This window comes from Caballeronia sp. AZ1_KS37 (assembly GCF_023631165.1).
GTDB lineage: Bacteria > Pseudomonadota > Gammaproteobacteria > Burkholderiales > Burkholderiaceae > Caballeronia > Caballeronia zhejiangensis.
This window is the reverse complement of the sequence record NZ_JALQDP010000001.1, coordinates 402,249-419,208: the sequence shown is the minus strand read 5'-3', so window position 1 is coordinate 419,208 and position 16,960 is coordinate 402,249. Positions and strand designations below refer to the sequence as shown.

At 63.7% G+C, this 16,960-nt stretch carries 14 protein-coding genes; 5 read left to right on the top strand and 9 right to left on the bottom strand.

The window, feature by feature from the left end; all coding sequences use genetic code 11:
• Nucleotides 1-17: 17 nt before the first annotated feature.
• Genes NCS00_RS02025 through NCS00_RS02015 form a run of 3 tightly spaced genes read right to left on the bottom strand, consistent with a single transcriptional unit; the run spans nucleotide 18 to nucleotide 5,000 of the window.
• Nucleotides 18-425 (bottom strand): gamma-butyrobetaine hydroxylase family protein, encoded by a 408-nt coding sequence (locus NCS00_RS02025; protein ID WP_008351631.1) that lies wholly within the window; start codon nucleotides 423-425, stop codon nucleotides 18-20.
• Nucleotides 426-434: 9 nt separating this feature from the next.
• Nucleotides 435-869 (bottom strand): HIT family protein, encoded by a 435-nt coding sequence (locus tag NCS00_RS02020; protein WP_008351633.1) that lies wholly within the window; start codon nucleotides 867-869, stop codon nucleotides 435-437.
• Between the two features lie 36 nt (nucleotides 870-905).
• Nucleotides 906-5,000: a DUF3683 domain-containing protein gene (locus NCS00_RS02015; protein ID WP_034470575.1), complete on the bottom strand. Its 4,095-nt coding sequence runs from the start codon at nucleotides 4,998-5,000 to the stop codon at nucleotides 906-908.
• 494 nt (nucleotides 5,001-5,494) lie between these two features.
• On the opposite strand from NCS00_RS02015, the gene ilvA reads away from it, so the two are divergent.
• The 3 genes from ilvA to queF are packed head-to-tail and all read left to right on the top strand — an operon-like array spanning nucleotide 5,495 to nucleotide 8,757.
• Nucleotides 5,495-7,018, top strand: a complete 1,524-nt coding sequence (gene ilvA, locus NCS00_RS02010; RefSeq protein WP_008351636.1) for a threonine ammonia-lyase, biosynthetic — start codon at nucleotides 5,495-5,497, stop codon at nucleotides 7,016-7,018.
• A 6-nt stretch (nucleotides 7,019-7,024) separates the two neighbouring features.
• The gene (locus tag NCS00_RS02005) at nucleotides 7,025-7,936 is read left to right on the top strand and encodes a 5'-nucleotidase (RefSeq protein ID WP_008351638.1); all 912 of its coding nucleotides are present in this window, start codon (nucleotides 7,025-7,027) and stop codon (nucleotides 7,934-7,936) included.
• Nucleotides 7,933-8,757: an NADPH-dependent 7-cyano-7-deazaguanine reductase QueF gene (queF, locus tag NCS00_RS02000; RefSeq protein ID WP_034470572.1), complete on the top strand. Its 825-nt coding sequence runs from the start codon at nucleotides 7,933-7,935 to the stop codon at nucleotides 8,755-8,757. The genes NCS00_RS02005 and queF overlap by 4 nt, the downstream gene beginning before the upstream one ends.
• 56 nt (nucleotides 8,758-8,813) lie before the next feature.
• On the opposite strand, the gene NCS00_RS01995 is transcribed toward queF, so the two are convergent.
• Genes NCS00_RS01995 through NCS00_RS01985 form a run of 3 tightly spaced genes read right to left on the bottom strand, consistent with a single transcriptional unit; the run spans nucleotide 8,814 to nucleotide 11,603 of the window.
• Nucleotides 8,814-9,194 carry a RidA family protein gene (locus tag NCS00_RS01995; protein ID WP_008351642.1) on the bottom strand — a complete coding sequence of 127 codons (381 nt, stop codon included), beginning with the start codon at nucleotides 9,192-9,194 and terminating at the stop codon, nucleotides 8,814-8,816.
• A 34-nt stretch (nucleotides 9,195-9,228) separates the two neighbouring features.
• The gene (locus NCS00_RS01990; RefSeq protein WP_250438966.1) at nucleotides 9,229-10,713 is read right to left on the bottom strand and encodes an N-acyl-D-amino-acid deacylase family protein; all 1,485 of its coding nucleotides are present in this window, start codon (nucleotides 10,711-10,713) and stop codon (nucleotides 9,229-9,231) included.
• A 2-nt stretch (nucleotides 10,714-10,715) separates the two neighbouring features.
• Nucleotides 10,716-11,603, bottom strand: a complete 888-nt coding sequence (locus tag NCS00_RS01985) for a MurR/RpiR family transcriptional regulator (RefSeq protein ID WP_034470568.1) — start codon at nucleotides 11,601-11,603, stop codon at nucleotides 10,716-10,718.
• A gap of 134 nt (nucleotides 11,604-11,737) precedes the next feature.
• Between NCS00_RS01985 and NCS00_RS01980 the strand changes: the two genes are divergently transcribed.
• Entirely contained in the window at nucleotides 11,738-13,012 is a 1,275-nt protein-coding gene (locus NCS00_RS01980; RefSeq protein WP_034470788.1) for an amino acid deaminase, read from the top strand.
• On the opposite strand, the gene NCS00_RS01975 is transcribed toward NCS00_RS01980, so the two are convergent.
• Nucleotides 13,009-13,479, bottom strand: a complete 471-nt coding sequence (locus NCS00_RS01975) for a MarR family winged helix-turn-helix transcriptional regulator (protein ID WP_008351651.1) — start codon at nucleotides 13,477-13,479, stop codon at nucleotides 13,009-13,011. The genes NCS00_RS01980 and NCS00_RS01975 overlap by 4 nt on opposite strands.
• A gap of 12 nt (nucleotides 13,480-13,491) precedes the next feature.
• Nucleotides 13,492-15,087 (bottom strand): MFS transporter, encoded by a 1,596-nt coding sequence (locus NCS00_RS01970; RefSeq protein WP_034470566.1) that lies wholly within the window; start codon nucleotides 15,085-15,087, stop codon nucleotides 13,492-13,494.
• A gap of 105 nt (nucleotides 15,088-15,192) precedes the next feature.
• Here NCS00_RS01970 and NCS00_RS01965 point away from each other — a divergent pair, with 105 nt between their 5' ends.
• Nucleotides 15,193-16,041 (top strand): EcsC family protein, encoded by an 849-nt coding sequence (locus tag NCS00_RS01965; RefSeq protein WP_008351653.1) that lies wholly within the window; start codon nucleotides 15,193-15,195, stop codon nucleotides 16,039-16,041.
• On the opposite strand, the gene NCS00_RS01960 is transcribed toward NCS00_RS01965, so the two are convergent.
• Nucleotides 16,011-16,955: an alpha/beta hydrolase gene (locus tag NCS00_RS01960; protein ID WP_034470564.1), complete on the bottom strand. Its 945-nt coding sequence runs from the start codon at nucleotides 16,953-16,955 to the stop codon at nucleotides 16,011-16,013. The two genes, NCS00_RS01965 and NCS00_RS01960, sit on opposite strands and share 31 nt — an antisense overlap.
• Between the last annotated feature and the right edge of the window lie 5 nt (nucleotides 16,956-16,960).

Below are 16,960 nucleotides of genomic sequence, written 5' to 3'. Positions count from 1 at the left end.
TGCCGCAGCCCTATTGCTCAGTGACAGTGTCCGCCGGATGGTTTTGCGGCCATCGGCGCGTCTCGGTCCACGCCGGCGGCTTCCAGCTTCGCCAGATACTCGCGCCACAGTTCGTCCTGACGCGTCGCCAGGTCGTGCAGGATGTCCCAGGAATAGATGCCGGTATTGTGACCGTCCGAAAAATTGAGTTGCAGCGCATAGTGCCCGACCGGATCGACGCCGATGATCGTCACCTCGCGCTTGCCCGTCTGCAGCGTTTCCTGTCCGGGGCCGTGGCCCTGCACTTCGGCGGACGGCGAATAGACGCGCAGAAGCTCGAACGGCACGCGATACGACTCGTCGCCGTATTGCAGCTCCAGCACGCGCGATTTCGAATGCACGACGACGCCGGTGGGAATCGGCGTCGTGGAAGTGAGTCCGCTCATGATCTCGTCTTATTGATGGCCGAAGGCCTGGTTCAGCTCGTTGCGCACCTGTTCGCGCAAAAGCGTGGCCTGCGCGCGGCGCTTCGATAGCTGCGATTCGGACACCGTGCGCTGGCGCGGCGCCCAGATCGGCAGAGGAAAGCGGGAATCGTTGGAAAAGCGTGGAATGACGTGCCAGTGGACGTGCGGCACCTGATTGCCGAGACTTGCCAGATTGATCTTTTCCGGCACGAGCACGCGGCGCATCGCGCGCTCGACGCCGTTGACGGCGGTCATCACGCGCACGCGGTCGGCATCCGGCAAATCGGACATTTCGGCGACGTGCGCGCCCCAGATCACGCGACACAAGCCCGGCCAGTCGGGCTCATCGGCAAGGACGACGCGCAACGTGTCGTCCGACCACAGCACTTCGCCGCCGTCTTCACGGCAAAACACACAGTCCATCTCATACCTCTAGCGAATCAAACCTCGATTTCGCTATTACACCAGCACGCGCTCGATACCGCCATTGTTCGCGCGTTCGACGTACTGTTCCATCCAGTTTTCGCCGAGCACCTTGCGCGCCATTTCCACGACGATATAGTCCGCCTCGACGTTGGCGTCCTCGTTGTAGCGCGACAGACCTTGCAGGCACGACGGGCAGCTCGTCAGGATTTTCACGTCCGTGCCGTTGGTCTGCGCGCCATCGCCTGCGGAGAGCACCGAACCGGGCGCCGCGCCGGCCGAGCCCGCAGACGCGTTCATCGGATTGATCGCGTTCGAGCCCGCTTCCGCGACGAGCGGAATGCCGCGCAACTTGGCCGCGCCCTTGCGAATCTCTTCTTCCTTGCGGAAGCGCACTTGCGTCGAGATGTCCGGACGCGTGACCGCCAGCGTGCCCGATTCGCCGCAGCATCGATCGTTCTTCTCGATCTTGTAGCCGTCGTTCTGCGAACCCATCAGATCGTTGACGAGCTTGACCGGGTCCATCGTCTTGATCGGCGAGTGACACGGATCGTGATACATGTAGCGCGTGCCGGTCACGCCGTCGAGCTTCATGTTCTTCTCGAGCAGGAACTCGTGAATGTCGATGATCCGGCAGCCCGGGAAGATCTTCTCGAATTCATAGCCCGCGAGCTGGTCGTAGCACGTTCCGCACGACACGACCACGGTCTTGATATCGAGATAGTTCAGCGTATTCGCGACGCGATGGAACAGCACGCGATTGTCGGTGACGATCTTCTCGGCCTTGTCGTACTGGCCGGAACCGCGCTGCGGATAGCCGCAGCACAGATAGCCCGGCGGCAACACGGTCTGAACGCCCGCTTCCCACAACATCGCTTGCGTCGCGAGCCCGACTTGCGAGAAGAGACGTTCCGAGCCGCAGCCGGGGAAATAGAACACGGCTTCCGAATCGACGGTGGTCGTCTGCGGATTGCGGATGATCGGAACGATCTTGTTGTCCTCGATATCCAGCAGCGCGCGCGCCGTCTTCTTCGGCAAATTGCCCGGCATCTTCTTGTTGACGAAGTGGATCACCTGCGTCACGACCGGCGGCTTGCCGACCGTCGCGGGCGGCTGCGCCGTCTGCTTCTTGACGATCTTCTTCAGCACATCGTTGCCGAAACGCTGCGCCTTGTAGCCGAAGTCCATCATCACGTTGCGCGCGAGATTGATGGTCTGCGGATTGGTCGCGTTCAGGAAGAACATGCCCGCCGCGTTGCCGGCGTTGAACTTCTTCTTGCCCATCTTGCGCAGCAGATTGCGCATGTTCATCGACACGTCGCCGAAATCGATCTTCACCGGACACGGCGTCACGCACTTGTGACAGACCGTGCAGTGATCGGCGACGTCGTTGAACTCGTCCCAGTGCTTGATCGACACGCCGCGGCGCGTCTGCTCTTCGTACAGGAACGCTTCGACGAGCAGCGACGTCGCGAGAATCTTGTTGCGCGGGCTGTAGAGCAGGTTCGCGCGCGGCACGTGCGTCGCGCAGACCGGCTTGCACTTGCCGCAGCGCAGGCAGTCCTTGATCGACTCGGAAATCGCGCCGATATCCGACTGCTGCATGATGATCGACTCGTAGCCCATCAGCCCGAACGACGGCGTGTAGGCGTTGCGCAGATCGGCGCCGTCGAACAGCTTGCCCTTGTTGAAGCGGCCATGCGGATCGACGCGCTGCTTGTACGCGCGGAAATCGCCGATTTCGTCTTCGGTCAGGAATTCCAGCTTCGTGATGCCGATGCCGTGCTCGCCCGAGATCACGCCGTCCAGCGAACGCGCGAGCTTCATGATGCGCGCGACCGCGTGATGCGCGTCCTGCAGCATCGCGTAATTGTCGGAGTTGACGGGAATGTTCGTGTGCACGTTGCCATCGCCCGCATGCATGTGCAGCGCGACGAAGACGCGCCCGCGCAGCACTTGCTTGTGGATGGCCTGCGCTTCGTCGAGGATCGGCTTGAACTCGCCGCCGTTGAAGATCTGGCGCAGTTCCGCGCGGATTTCCTGCTTCCACGACACGCGCACCGTACGGTCCTGCGCGACATGGAACACGTTGGCGTCAGGCTGAATGTCGACGCGATCCGCGAACTTTTCCGCGAGCGCTTCGTAGCCGAGATTGACGAGATAGTGCTGCGCCTCGCGCAAGGACATGTCGAGCTTGTCGCCGACGAACGTCCAGCGCTCACGCACGCGCTTCAGCAGATCGAGCGCCTGCTGCACGCGGTCTTCGAGCAGTTCGGCGCTCGGAATTTCGTTCGCGTCGTCGGACTTGCCGAGCGGCAGCTTGCCGTTGCGGAAGAACGCTTCGAGCGCGTCGACGAGTTGCAGCTTGTTCTTCAGCGACAACTCGATGTTGATGCGCTCGATGCCGTCCGTGTACTCGCCCATGCGATTGAGCGGAATCACGACGTCTTCGTTGATCTTGAACGCGTTCGTGTGCTTCGCGATGGCGGCCGTGCGCGAGCGGTCGAGCCAGAAACGCTTGCGCGCCTCGGCGTTCACCGCGACGAAGCCTTCGCCGCTCTTGCCGTTCGCCATGCGCACGACTTCCGATGTGGCGGCGGCGACGGCATCGGCGTCATTGCCGACGATATCGCCGATCAGCACCATCTTCGGAAACGCGTTGCGCTTGCTCTTGGTCGCGTAGCCGACCGCGCGCAGATAGCGTTCGTCGAGATGTTCGAGGCCGGCGAGGATCGCGCCGCCCTGCTTCGACGTCTCGAACAGATAGTCCTTGATTTCGACGATGCTCGGAATCGCATCGCGCGCCTGGCCGAAGAATTCGAGGCAGACGGTGCGCGTATGCGCGGGCATCTTGTGCAAAATCCAGCGCGCGGACGTAATGAGACCGTCGCAGCCTTCCTTCTGCACGCCGGGCAGCCCGGCGAGGAATTTATCGGTGACGTCCTTGCCGAGCCCTTCCTTGCGGAACGTGCGCCCGGCGATGTCGAGGCTTTCGGTGCGCAGCAGCTTCTCGCCCGGCGGACGATTGCCGTCGAACCAGTCGAGCCGGAAACGCGCCACTTCGACGTCGTGAATCTTGCCGCAGTTGTGATCGAGACGCGTGACTTCGAGCCAGTTGCCTTCCGGATCGACCATGCGCCACCACGCGAGGTTGTCGAGCGCCGTGCCCCACAACACCGCCTTCTTGCCGCCCGCGTTCATCGCGACATTGCCGCCGACGCACGACGCATCGAGCGAAGTCGGATCGACGGCGAACACGAAGCCCGCCTGCTCCGCCGCTTCGGTGACGCGCCGCGTGACCACGCCCGCGCCGGAGAAAATCGTCGCGACCTTGTGATCGACGCCCGGCAGATCCGTCATTTCGACGGGACCGAGCTGTTCCAGCTTTTCCGTGTTGATGACCGCCGAAAACGGCGTGAGCGGAATCGCGCCGCCGGTGTAGCCGGTGCCGCCGCCGCGCGGAATAACGGTAAGCCCGAGTTCGAAGCACGCCTTGATGAGTCCGGCGATTTCGGCTTCGGTGTCCGGCGTCAGCACGACGAACGGGTATTCGACGCGCCAGTCGGTTGCATCGGTGACGTGCGCGACGCGCGACAGGCCGTCGAACTTGATGTTGTCCTTCTGCGTTTCCTTGCCCAGAACACGCGACGCGCGGCGGCGCAAGTCGGCCATGCGGCCGAACTCGGCGGCGAAATCATCGACGGCGCGGCGCGCGGCGGCGACCAGCAACTGCACGCGCTCGGCGCGTTCGCGGCTGCCGGCTTCGTCGCTATGCGCGGTGAGATCGGCGCTGCGGCGCTTTTCGATTTCGGCGAGACGGTGATTCAGCGCTTCGACGAGCAGCGCCCGGCGTTTCGGATTGTCGAGCAGGTCGTCCTGCAGATACGGATTGCGCCGCACGACCCAGATGTCGCCGAGCACTTCGTACAGCATGCGCGCCGAACGGCCGGTGCGGCGCTCGTTGCGCAGTTCGTCGAGCACGGCCCAGGCTTCGTCGCCGAGGAGCCGCATGACGATTTCACGATCGGAAAACGACGTGTAGTTATAGGGAATTTCGCGGAGACGCGGCTCGATATCGAGCGCCAAGGCGGCATGGGCGCCGTTCGGATCGAAGGCTTGAGGTGCGTTCATGTTCGACGGTTCGGTGTGCCGGCGCTCGCGCTAGAAAAGCGGAAATGCCGGCGATGCGCGTGGGGGCGCAAATTTTCGAATGAAACTTCTCTTGGCGAAGGCCGCCGGGCTCGTCACAGCGCCTTCGGTGTGCCCTGGATCAACGCCACGATCGCGCGTGGCGCGCATGCCTTTCCGCCGCGGGATGCGACTCGCGGGAAACATGCGCCAGAAAATCGATCCGAAGCTGCCGGTGCATCTGCCGATCCTGATTGCTGATTCGTAAAAGGAAATTCTAACCCATCGGGCAAACGCGCGTTTGCGGGCGCTAGCAGCGAGAAGGGGCTTTTGCGTGCGGATTCGCGACGCGTTCATGTCATTTTCGACGCTTTTTTACACGACCGTCCGGACGGTCGAAGCACACGGCGCGCCCGGAACGCGCGCGGATGGCGCTATCATTGATGCTTTCGCTCTCAAAAACCTGCGCGCATCGCGGCCGCCTGACGATTTCTCGCATGACACATCCCGACTACCTGAAAAAAGTGCTGACCGCGCGCGTGTACGACGTCGCGCGTGAAAGCGAGCTCGAACCCGCGCGCAACCTGTCCGCGCGCCTGCGCAACTCCGTGTTCCTCAAGCGCGAGGACAATCAGCCGGTTTTCTCGTTCAAGATTCGGGGCGCCTATAACAAGATGGCGCAGCTCCCGGCAGACGTGCTCGCACGCGGCGTGATTACGGCGTCGGCGGGCAACCACGCGCAGGGCGTGGCGCTGTCGGCGGCGCGGCTCGGCTGCCGCGCGGTGATCGCCGTGCCGACGACCACGCCTCAAGTGAAGATCGACGCGATTCGCGCGCACGGCGGACCGACGGTCGAAATCGTGCTCGCGGGCGAGTCGTACAGCGACGCCTACGCGCGCGCCGTGCAGCTTCAGGAAGAGCGCGGCCTGACCTTCGTGCATCCGTTCGACGATCCGGACGTGATCGCCGGACAAGGCACGGTGGCGATGGAAATCCTGCGCCAGCATCAGGGTCCGATCCACGCGATCTTCTGCCCGATCGGCGGCGGCGGGCTGGCTGCGGGCGTCGCGGCGTACATCAAGGCGGTGCGCCCGGAGATCAAGGTGATCGGCGTGCAGACCGAGGATTCCTGCGCGATGGCGCAGTCGATCAAGGCGGGCGAGCGCGTGACGCTCTCCGAAGTCGGCCTGTTTTCGGACGGCACGGCGGTGAAGCTCGTCGGCGAGGAAACGTTCCGGCTGTGCAACGAGTTGCTCGATGAAGTCATCACCGTCGATACCGATGCCCTTTGCGCCGCGATCAAGGATGTCTTCCAGGACACGCGGAGCGTGCTCGAACCCGCCGGCTCGCTCGCGGTCGCGGGCGCGAAGCTGTACGCGGAGCGCGAGGGCATCGAGGGCAAGACGCTCATCGCGGTGACGTCGGGCGCGAACATGAACTTCGACCGCATGCGCTTCGTCGCGGAGCGCGCGGAAGTCGGCGAGGCGCGCGAGGCCGTGTTCGCCGTGACGATTCCCGAAGAGCGCGGCAGCTTCCGGCGCTTCTGCGAGCTCGTCGGCACACGCAGCGTGACCGAGTTCAATTACCGCATCGCCGATGAAAGAGCCGCGCATATCTTCGTCGGCGTGCAGATCAAGTCGCGCAAGGAAACCGCGCAGATGATGTCGTCGTTCATCGAGCATGGTTTCGCGACCGTCGACCTTTCGCACGATGAGCTCTCGAAGCAGCACATTCGCTACATGGTCGGCGGACATTCGCCGCTCGCGCGCGACGAACGTCTGTTGCGCTTCGAGTTTCCGGAACGTCCGGGCGCGCTGATGAAGTTCCTTTCGTCGATGGCGCCCGACTGGAACATCAGCCTGTTCCATTACCGGAATCAGGGCGCGGATTACAGCTCGATTCTCGTCGGCATTCAGGTGCCGCAGTCGGACAACGCGGAGTTCGAGCGCTTCCTCGCGACGCTCGGCTATCCGTGGTGGGACGAAGGCGCGAATCCGGTCTACAAGCTGTTTCTGGCGTAAATCGAAATGCCGAAGTTCACGCTCGAAGACAAGCTCGTCGTCGCGATTTCGTCGCGCGCGCTGTTCGATTTCGAGGAAGAGAACCGCGTCTTCGAGACCGGCGATCTCGCGCAATACGAAGCGCTGCAACGCTCGCGGCTCGACACGCCCGCGAAACCCGGCGTCGCGTTCGGGCTGATCCGCAAGCTGCTCGCGCTGAACGCGGATGAACAGCGCGTCGAAGTGGTGATCCTGTCGCGCAGCGATCCGATCAGCGGGCTGCGCGCGTTTCATTCGTGCCGCGAACACGGACTTGCGATCGAGCGCGGCGTGTTCACGCGCGGCCGTTCGCCGTTTGCGTATCTGAAACCCTTGCGGGCGTCGCTGTTTCTATCGGCGAATCCGGACGATGTGCGCGACGCGCTCGCCGCCGGTTTTCCCGCCGCGCGCGTGCTGCCGGAAACGCCGCGCGCCGCGAGCCGTTACGCGGACGAAATCCGCATCGCGTTCGATGGCGACGCCGTGCTCTTTTCCGACGAAGCCGAGCGCGTGTTTCAAAGCGATGGTTTGCATGCGTTCGTCGGGCATGAATTGGACAAACGCGAGTCGCCGCTGCCGGACGGTCCGCTTAAGCCGCTGCTCGCCGCGCTCAACAAATTGCAGCGCATCGCCGACGATCACGACGATCAGCCGATGCACATCCGCACGGCGCTCGTCACCGCGCGGTCCGCGCCGGCGCACGAGCGCGCGATCCGCACGCTGATGGCGTGGAACATCGAAATCGACGAAGCGATGTTTCTCGGCGGACTCGACAAGGGAGAATTCCTGCGCGAATTCGAGCCCGACTTTTTCTTCGACGATCAAATTCGCCACTGCGAATCGGCTCGCGTCGTCACCGCGACGGGGCACGTTCTCAGCGGCATAGCGAACGCATCATGACACCCGATCAATCTCCGCTCGGCAAGCCCGTCCATTACACCGAACAGTACGATGCGTCGCTGCTGTTTCCGATCGACCGCAAGCGCGCGCGCGATGCGATCGCCGTGCCCGCGCGTCTGCCGTTCTTCGGCACGGATATCTGGAACGCGTATGAGCTGTCGTGGCTGAACAAGCGCGGCAAGCCGCAGATCGCGGTCGCGACGTTCTTCGTGCCGGCGGATTCGCCGAACATCGTGGAATCGAAGTCGTTCAAGCTGTATCTCGGCTCGTTCGCGCAGACGCAATTCGATTCGATCGACGACGTGCGCGCGGCAATCAAGCGCGATGTGTCCGCCGTCTGCGGCGCGACCGTTTCGGTGCAACTCGCCGCGCCGGCCGATTTCGGCAAGCTCACGATGGAAGAGTTCGATGGTTTGTCGCTCGACCGGCTCGATCTCGATTGCGATGTTTTCTCGCCGGATCCTTCGTTATTGAAGGCCGCGCACGATGAAGCGCCCGTCGACGAGACGTTGTTTTCGAACCTGTTGAAATCGAATTGCCCGGTTACGGGACAGCCGGACTGGGGCAGCGTGCAGATCCGCTATTACGGCGGGCAGATCGATCACGCGGGATTGCTGCGGTATATCGTGTCTTACCGCGAACATACGGGGTTTCATGAGCAATGCGTCGAGCGCATCTTCATGGACATCATGCGGGAGTGCAAAACGGAACGGCTCGCGGTGTATGCGCGTTATACGAGGCGCGGCGGGCTGGATATCAATCCGTTCAGAACGAATTTCAACTTGCCGATGCCGGATAATGCGCGGCTGGCGCGGCAGTGAATAACGACGCGGCTCTGCTTCACAGGAATCAGAGCCGCGATCGCATGTTCGCCTTCTTACGCCTTCTTATAAGCCACGCAATCCACCTCGACCTTGCAGTCGATCACCATCGACGACACCACGCAAGCCCGCGCCGGCGGATTCGCGCCGAAGTACTCCTTGAACACCTTGTTGAACGACGCGAAATCGCGCGGATCGTCCAGCCACACGCCGCAGCGCACGACGTGCTCGGTGCCGTAACCCGCCTCCTTCAGAATCGCGATGACGTTCTGAATCGCCTTGTGCGATTGCTCGACGATGCCGCCGTTGATCACTTCGCCATCTTCCATCGGCGTCTGGCCCGACACGAACAGCCAGCCATCGGCCTCGACCGCGCGTGCGAACGGCATATGCGCGCCGCCTTGTCCCTTGCCACCTTCCACGCCATAACGCTTCATCTTTCAGACTCCTTTTCCTGACTCGAACCAGTGCTCAAAACGCGCCGGCCGCATCCAGCTTGGATGCCGAACCGCGCGCCACGAAACGTCCCGCTCGCGCGCCGGTCACGGCCTGCTCGCGATACGTCAAAACGCCATTCACCCACACCGCGTCGATGCCGTCCGCCGCCTGCTGCGGATTCGCGAACGTCGCCGAATCGATCACGCGCTCCGGATCGAACACGACCAGATCCGCGTGATAGCCGACCTTCACTTCGCCGCGCTCCGCGATGCTGAAACGCCGCGCCGACAGGCTCGTCATCTTGCGCACGGCTTCTTCTAGCGTCAGCACGCCTTCGTCGCGCGCATAGTGGCCGAGCACGCGCGGAAACGCGCCCCACAAACGCGGATGCGGCAGCGGATCGTTCGGCAAGCCGTCCGAACCGACCATCGTCGCGGGATGCGAAAGAATGCGCCGCACGTCGTCTTCCGACATGTTGTGATACACCGCGCCCGCCGGCTGCAAGCGCTTCGCCGTTTCCTGCTGCGTCACCTTCCATTCGTCGGCGACTTCGCGGATCAGCTTGCCGGCCATCTCCGGATGCGGCGTCGACCAGGTGATCGTGATGTCGATATCGCCCGTCACCTGCTTCAAGTCCAGCGTCGATGAACTGCGGTTATACGGATAACAATCGCATCCGACCGGCTGCCCGTCGCGCGTCGCTTCGATCGACTTGAGCACTTCCGCGCTGCGTCCCCAGTTCGACGGCCCCGCGCACTTCAGATGCGAAATCACCACCGGCACGCGTGCATGACGCCCGACGCGATACGCCTCGTCCATCGCGTCGAGAATGGCGTCGAACTCGGTTCGCATGTGCGTCGTGTAGAGCGCGCCCGCTTTCGCGAGCGGCTCGGCGAGCGCCTGCACTTCCTCGGGCGGCGCGCTGAACGCCGAGCCATACGCCAATCCGCTCGACAATCCGAGCGCGCCGTTACCCAGCGCTTCTTCGAGCTGCGCGCGCATCGCGGCGACTTCATCGGCGGACGCGCCGCGATCCAGCCGGTCCATATGATTGTTGCGCAGCGCCGTATGGCCGATGAGCGCGCCGACATTCACCGTCGGGCGCGCGGCATTCACGGCATCGACGTAAGACGCGAAAGTCGGGTACGCGAACGCGGCGGCGTCACCGAGCAGGTTCATCGGATCGGGCGGATCGCCCTTCAGCGTCACCGGCGACGCGCTGATCCCGCAATTGCCGACGATCACCGTCGTCACGCCCTGCGTGATCTTCGGCATCATCTGCGGCGAGCGGATCACGTGCGTGTCGTCGTGCGTGTGGACGTCGATGAAACCGGGCGCGAGCACTTTGCCTTGCGCGTCGAACACGTCGTCGGCGGTCCAGTCCGCGAGACCGCCCGGCGCCTCGATCGCAACGATGCGTCCGTCGCGCACGGCGACATCGCGTTCGACGGCGGGCGCGCCCGTGCCGTCGATCACGCGCGCGCCGACGATCAGCGTGTCGGCCTTCAACGATTCCATGATCAGTCTCCCAAGGGTTGACGCTCGCCGCCGCCGCGATGCGAATCGAGCGCGTGCTTCATGCGGCGCAACAGTTCGCGGCTGTGATCGGCCTGCTTGACGGCCAGTTCGGTGACGAGCAAATCGAGCGCCATCATCATCGCGTAACGCGACGACGAGGGCTTGTAGATGAAATCCGTTTCGATCGCGATGACCGGAATCAGCCAGTCCGCGAGCGCGCCGAGCGGCGATGCGGGCGCGGTCAGCGCGATCACGCGCGCGCCGTACTGCCTCGCCAGCGCGCAGCTTTCGACGATCTCGGGCGTCTGCCCCGTCACCGAAAGCGCGACGACCACATGTTCCTTCGATAACGTCGACGCCACCATGCGCTGCAACAGCCCGTCCTGATACGACGCGACCGGCCGCCCGAGCCGCACGAGGCGAAAGCGCATTTCGTCGGCGAGCGCCGTGGAGCCGCCGCCCATGCCGAACACGTAGATCATCGACGCGGCCGCGAGCGCATCCGCGGCTTCGGCGATCGGCGCGGCGGCGAGCGCGCCCTGATTCTGCGCGAGCGTCGCCTGCACTTCCTCGAAGATGCGCGCGGCGAGCGAATCGGGCACGGCGTCCGCGTCGCGCCGGAAGAAACGCTGTCCGACGCCCGCCGCCTGCGCGAGCCGCAGCTTCAGTTCGCGCACGTCCTCGCAACCGACGGCTTTCGCGAAACGCGTCACCGTCGCGACGCTGACCTCGGCCTTGTCCGCCAGCGCGCCGATGCTCGCGCGCGACGCGCTCACGATGTCGTCGAGAATCAGCGCGGCTACCTTGCGCTCGGCCCCGCGCAACTCGGGCGCCCGCTCCGCGATGCGTGCGACGATGTCGAAACTGAGCGTGTCGGCGTGGCCGTTCATGGTTTACGATGAGCCCGTGTTACTAAATAACATTTCCTTCCCGGATGCTACTTTGGTTAACATGGCACCGTCAACCTTGACGCACATCGCACTGCGCGCGGGGTTTATTTAAACGGACGATGGAGTGGCAGCACATGAAAGTTACAAACTATCAGAACGCGACGATCGACCCGTTCGGCAAGGGCCTCGGAATGGTGCCCGGCACGGGCATCCAATTGAACGACGCGTCGCGCCTGCAATGGAATCTGCTCGAAGAGGACGTGAGTCTGCCCGCCGCCGTCCTCTATTCGGATCGCATCGAACACAATCTGAAGTGGATGCAGGATTTTGTCGGCGAATACGGTGTGAAGCTCGCGCCGCACGGCAAGACGACGATGGCGCCGCAACTTTTCCGCCGTCAGCTCGACACCGGCGCGTGGGGCATTACGCTCGCGACCGCGCATCAGGTGCGCGCGGCGTATCGCGGCGGCGTGCATCGCGTCCTGATGGCGAATCAGCTCGTCGGCAAACGCAACATGGGCATGATCGCCGAATTGCTCACGGACGCGAGTTTCGAGTTCTTCTGTCTCGTCGATTCAGCCGATGGCGTCGATCAGCTCGGCGAATTTTTCAGCTCGGTGCGCAAGAAGCTGAACGTGCTGATCGAACTCGGGGTGCCGGGCGGACGCACCGGCGTGCGCGATGACGCGCAGCGCGATGCCGTGCTCGCCGCGATCGCGCGCTGGAACGGCACGATCGAACTCGCGGGCATCGAGTTGTATGAAGGCGTGCTGCAGGACGAAACCAAGGTGCGCGAGTTTCTGAAGAGCGCGGTCGATGTCACGCGCAAGCTGATCGGCGAAGGCAAGATCGCGCGCAAGCCGGCGATTCTGTCGGGCGCGGGATCGGCGTGGTACGACGTCGTCGCCGACGAGTTCGCGAAGGCCAACAGCGATGCGATCGAGGTCGTGCTGCGGCCGGGCTGCTATCTGACGCACGACGTCGGCATCTACAAGAAAGCGCAGAACGAGATTTTCGCGCGCAATCCTATCGCGAAGAAGACGGGCCAAGGTCTGAAGCCGGCGCTGCAACTATGGGCGTACGTGCAGTCGATTCCGGAACCGGACCGCGCGATCATCGGTCTGGGCAAGCGCGATTCCGCGTTCGATGCGGGCATGCCGGAGCCGGCGAAGCATTATCGTCCGGGCAACGAAGCGCCGCGTGACGTATCGCCCGACGAAGGCTGGGAGATTTTCGGCCTGATGGATCAGCACGCGTACTTGCGCATCAAGCCGGGCGACGACGTGAAAGTCGGCGACATGATCGCGTTCGATATCTCGCATCCGTGCCTGACGTTCGACAAGTGGCGTCAGATTCTGGTCGTCGACCCGAAGTATCGCGTCACCGAAGTGATCGAAACGTTCTTCTAAGCCTTTTCTTCGAGCGCGGCCGCCGATGCGGCATTCGCGGCCGCCACTTCCTGAAGGCGTCCCTCGAACATGTGCAGCGCGCTCGACAAGGCCTCGATGGCCTCGTCGGGCAGCGAAGCCATCGTGTCGTGAAGGAACGCATTGCGTCGCGGCAAACCATCTTCCGCGATGGCGCGTCCTTGCGCCGTCAGCGCGACATTCGACACGCGATTGTCGCGTGCATCGACGCTGCGCACGATCCAGCCGAGTCCTTCCAGCGTCTTTAGCTGACGCGTCAGCGCGCCCGGGTCGACTTTCAGATGCTCGACGAGCCGCTTCTGCGACAGCACGCCCGCGTGCTCGTGCAACGCGAGCAGAATGCGCCAGCGCGGCATCGGCTGGCCGACGGCCGTCTCGAACGCCGACATGAACGCGCGATATGTGCGCCCGAATTGCTGCACCACGGCGATACGGTCCTGTTCATTCATGCTCTTTCTCTATCATTCGGCGAGGATGACCGGCTCTTGCGGCCCTTTCAGTCGCACCGGCGGAACGCGGCGCGACTGCCACAACGACACCACCGCGATCACCGCCGCGAGCGCGAGACCAATGTGGATCGCGGCGACGAGCGCTTCGCGCGCGGCTTCGAGCAGCATCGCGCCGTTATGCCCCGCCGCGCTCAGTTGCGCAAGCAGCGTCTCCTGACCTTCGCGATTGATGAGGATTTGCGGATCGGAGAGATCAGCGGCCCAATGCATCGCGTGATCTTTTTCCAGCGCGAGATTCACGCCGCTCGCATAGAGATGCGCGACAAGCGTGCCGGTGAGCGCCGTGCCGATCATCCCGCCGATCATGCGCAGCGACTGCAAAAGCGCCGTCGCGATGCCCAGATGCGCGCGGCCCGCGGTCTGTTGCGCGAACACGGTGAGATTCGGCATGACGAAGCCGAGGCCGAGTCCGCCGAGCAGCATGATGACGAGCAGCAGCGAACGCGGCATGTTGTGCGTCGCGACGACGGTGCCGAGACACGACACCGCGAGCAGCGCGAAACCGACGTACAGCATCAGATTGGCGTTCTTCAGGCGCGTGACGATGCGCCCGTTCACGATGCTGCCGATCGTGATGAACACGACGAGCGGCGTAATCATCATGCCCGCGTCCTTCGGCGACATGCCGAAGCCGCCCTGGAACAGCAGCGGCGCATAGAAGAGCAGCGAGAACATCGTGAAACCGCCGAGAATCGCGAGCGTGAAGAGCGCGGCGAGCGCCTTGTTGCGAAACATGTCGATGGGCAGGATCGCGTAATCGCAGCGCATTTCCCACTTCCACAGCGCGAAGCCGGCGGCGACGCTCATCGCGAGCAGCGCGACGGATTCCGCGCCGAAGCCGTGTTTCGGCAGCATTTCGACGAACAATTGCAGCGCGCCGAGCGCCACCGCGATCAGCGCGGCGCCCGGCCAGTCGAGGCGCATCTTGCCTTCATGCGCGACGTGCCGCAGATGCGGCAGGAAGCGCCACACGAAAAAGAGCGACACGATGCCCACCGGCAGATTGACGTAGAAGACCGAACGCCAGCCGTAATACTGCGTGAGGAAGCCGCCGAGCGACGGCCCGACCGCGTTCGCGATGCCGAACGCGGAACTCATCAGCACTTGCCAGCGCAGGCGCACGACGTTATCGGGGAAAAGATCGGCGATGCACGCGAACGCCGTGCCGACGAGCATCCCGCCGCCGATGCCTTGCAAGCCGCGCGCGAGCACGAGGAACATCATGCGGTTGGCGAGCCCGCACAGCACGGAGGCGACGGTGAACACGACGATCGACGCGATCACGAACGGCTTGCGGCCGTAGTAATCGCCGAGGCGTCCGAAAATTGGCACGGTGATGACGGAAGTCAGAAGATACGACGTGGCGACCCACGCGTAGAGATCGAAGCCTTTAAGCTCCGCGACGATCGTCGGCAGCGCGGTGCCGACCACAGTCTGATCGAGCGCGACGAGCATCGTGACGAACGAAACGCCCAGCATCGCCATGAGGGATTCGCGAAAAGGCAGCACCTGCCCGCTGGAATGATGCGCGGCTGTATGAACGGCCATCTTTGTAAGCGCAATGATTGACTAGTCAACGGAAATGGAATCATAGCACGGGCGCGCACTCTAATTCTGCGTGTCAACTTACCTTTTCCCGGATAGAACCCTCGCATGGAACCGACGCCGATCATCACCTCGCCGCTTACGACCGAAGATTTCGCGGCCCTTGCCCGCGCGAAGGAATTGCTGGAAAGCCCGTCGCTGACGATGAAGCTGGCGAGTGTCGTCGGCGCGCCCATCGAAAAGCTGATGGGCCGCTTGCCGGCCGCCGCGCAGGAAAAAGTCGACGACGCGACGCAGCTCGCGCTGAAGAAATGCCTTCAGGTCGCGCTGCGCACGCTCGGCAAGAGCGCGCCCTCCGATTCGCTACTCGCGCCGCCGCCCGACAAGCCGCACAACCTGATGCACAAACTCGCCGTCGCGACGACCGGCGCGGCGGGCGGCGCATTCGGACTGTTCGCGTTGCCTGTCGAGTTGCCCGTTACGACGACGCTGATGTTCCGCTCGATCTGCGATATCGCGCGCAGCGAAGGCGAGGACGTGCATCGAGTCGAGGCGCAATTGCAATGCATGATGGTGCTCGGCATGGGCGGCACCAAAACCGACGACGACAACGCCGATCTCGGCTATTTCATCGTGCGCGGCGCGCTTGCGCAGTCGGTCTCGCGCGCGACAAACGAGATCGCCGCCAAGGGTCTGAGCAGTCACGGATCGACGGCGCTGCTCAAGTTCCTGCAGACGGTCGCATCGCGGTTTTCGGTGCAGGTCAGCGAGCAGGTCGCGGCGAAGTCGATTCCGGCGATCGGCGCGGTGCTCGGCGCGATGGTCAACACCGTGTTCATCGACCATTTCCAGCAGATGGCGCATGGGCACTTCACCGTGCGCAGACTCGAGCGTCGATACGGCGCGTCGGCGGTCGAGCGCGCGTATCAGACGATCGAGGTCATGGGCGGGCGATGAGCATTCGTCGCCGCCGCCGTCGATTCGATGAATGCGGCGGCGTGCGCGAGCGCTTCGCGCGCCTCGGGCATGAACGGCGCCCAGATCTGGAAGATGTGCGGCACGCCGCGCCAGATTTCCATTTCGACGCGCACGCCCGCCGCGCGCGCTTTGGCTGCGACGCGGGTCGCGTCGTCGAGGAGCAATTCCGTATCGCCGGCCTGGACGAAGAGCGGCGGCAAGCCTTCGTAATCCCCGAAAACGGGCGACGCGTAAGGATTGCGCGCGTCCGCCGCGCCGAGATATTGCTCGGCCACTTTGGGAAACGCCGACGCGTGATACATCGGATCGCGGCCGTCGTTGGTTCGCATCGACTCGCCGCTGGACGTCAGATCCGTCCACGGTGAAAACAGCACGGCTGCGGCCGGAAGCGGATCGCCTGCGTCGCGCAGCGAGAGAAGCGTCGCGAGCGCGAGGCCGCCGCCCGCGGAATCGCCCGCGATGACGATCGATTGCGCCGGCACCCCGTTTTCGAGCAACCGACGATAGGCCGCGACGCTATCGTCGAGCGCCGCTGGAAAGCGATGTTCCGGCGCAAGACGATAATCAAGCGAGAAAACGCTGGCATTCGCGCGGGTCGCCAATCCGAACGTAATCGCTCGATGACTGCGGGGCGAGCAAAAGTAATAACCGCCGCCGTGCAGATAAAGAATCGTTGCGCGCGGCGTTGTCGGCGGGATGAGCCATTCGCCGCGCAGCGGTGCATCGCCGATTGTCTCGCGGATGTCGAGCCGCCATCCTTTCGGCACGCGCGGCGACCAGAGCCGGCGCGACGCGTAGTCGCGCGCGAGTTCGACGTCGAGCGTGGGATGCGCGCTGTGCGGACGCACGCGTTTCGCTACGACCCAGCACGCGAAGGCGCTTTGCCAACTCATCGTCG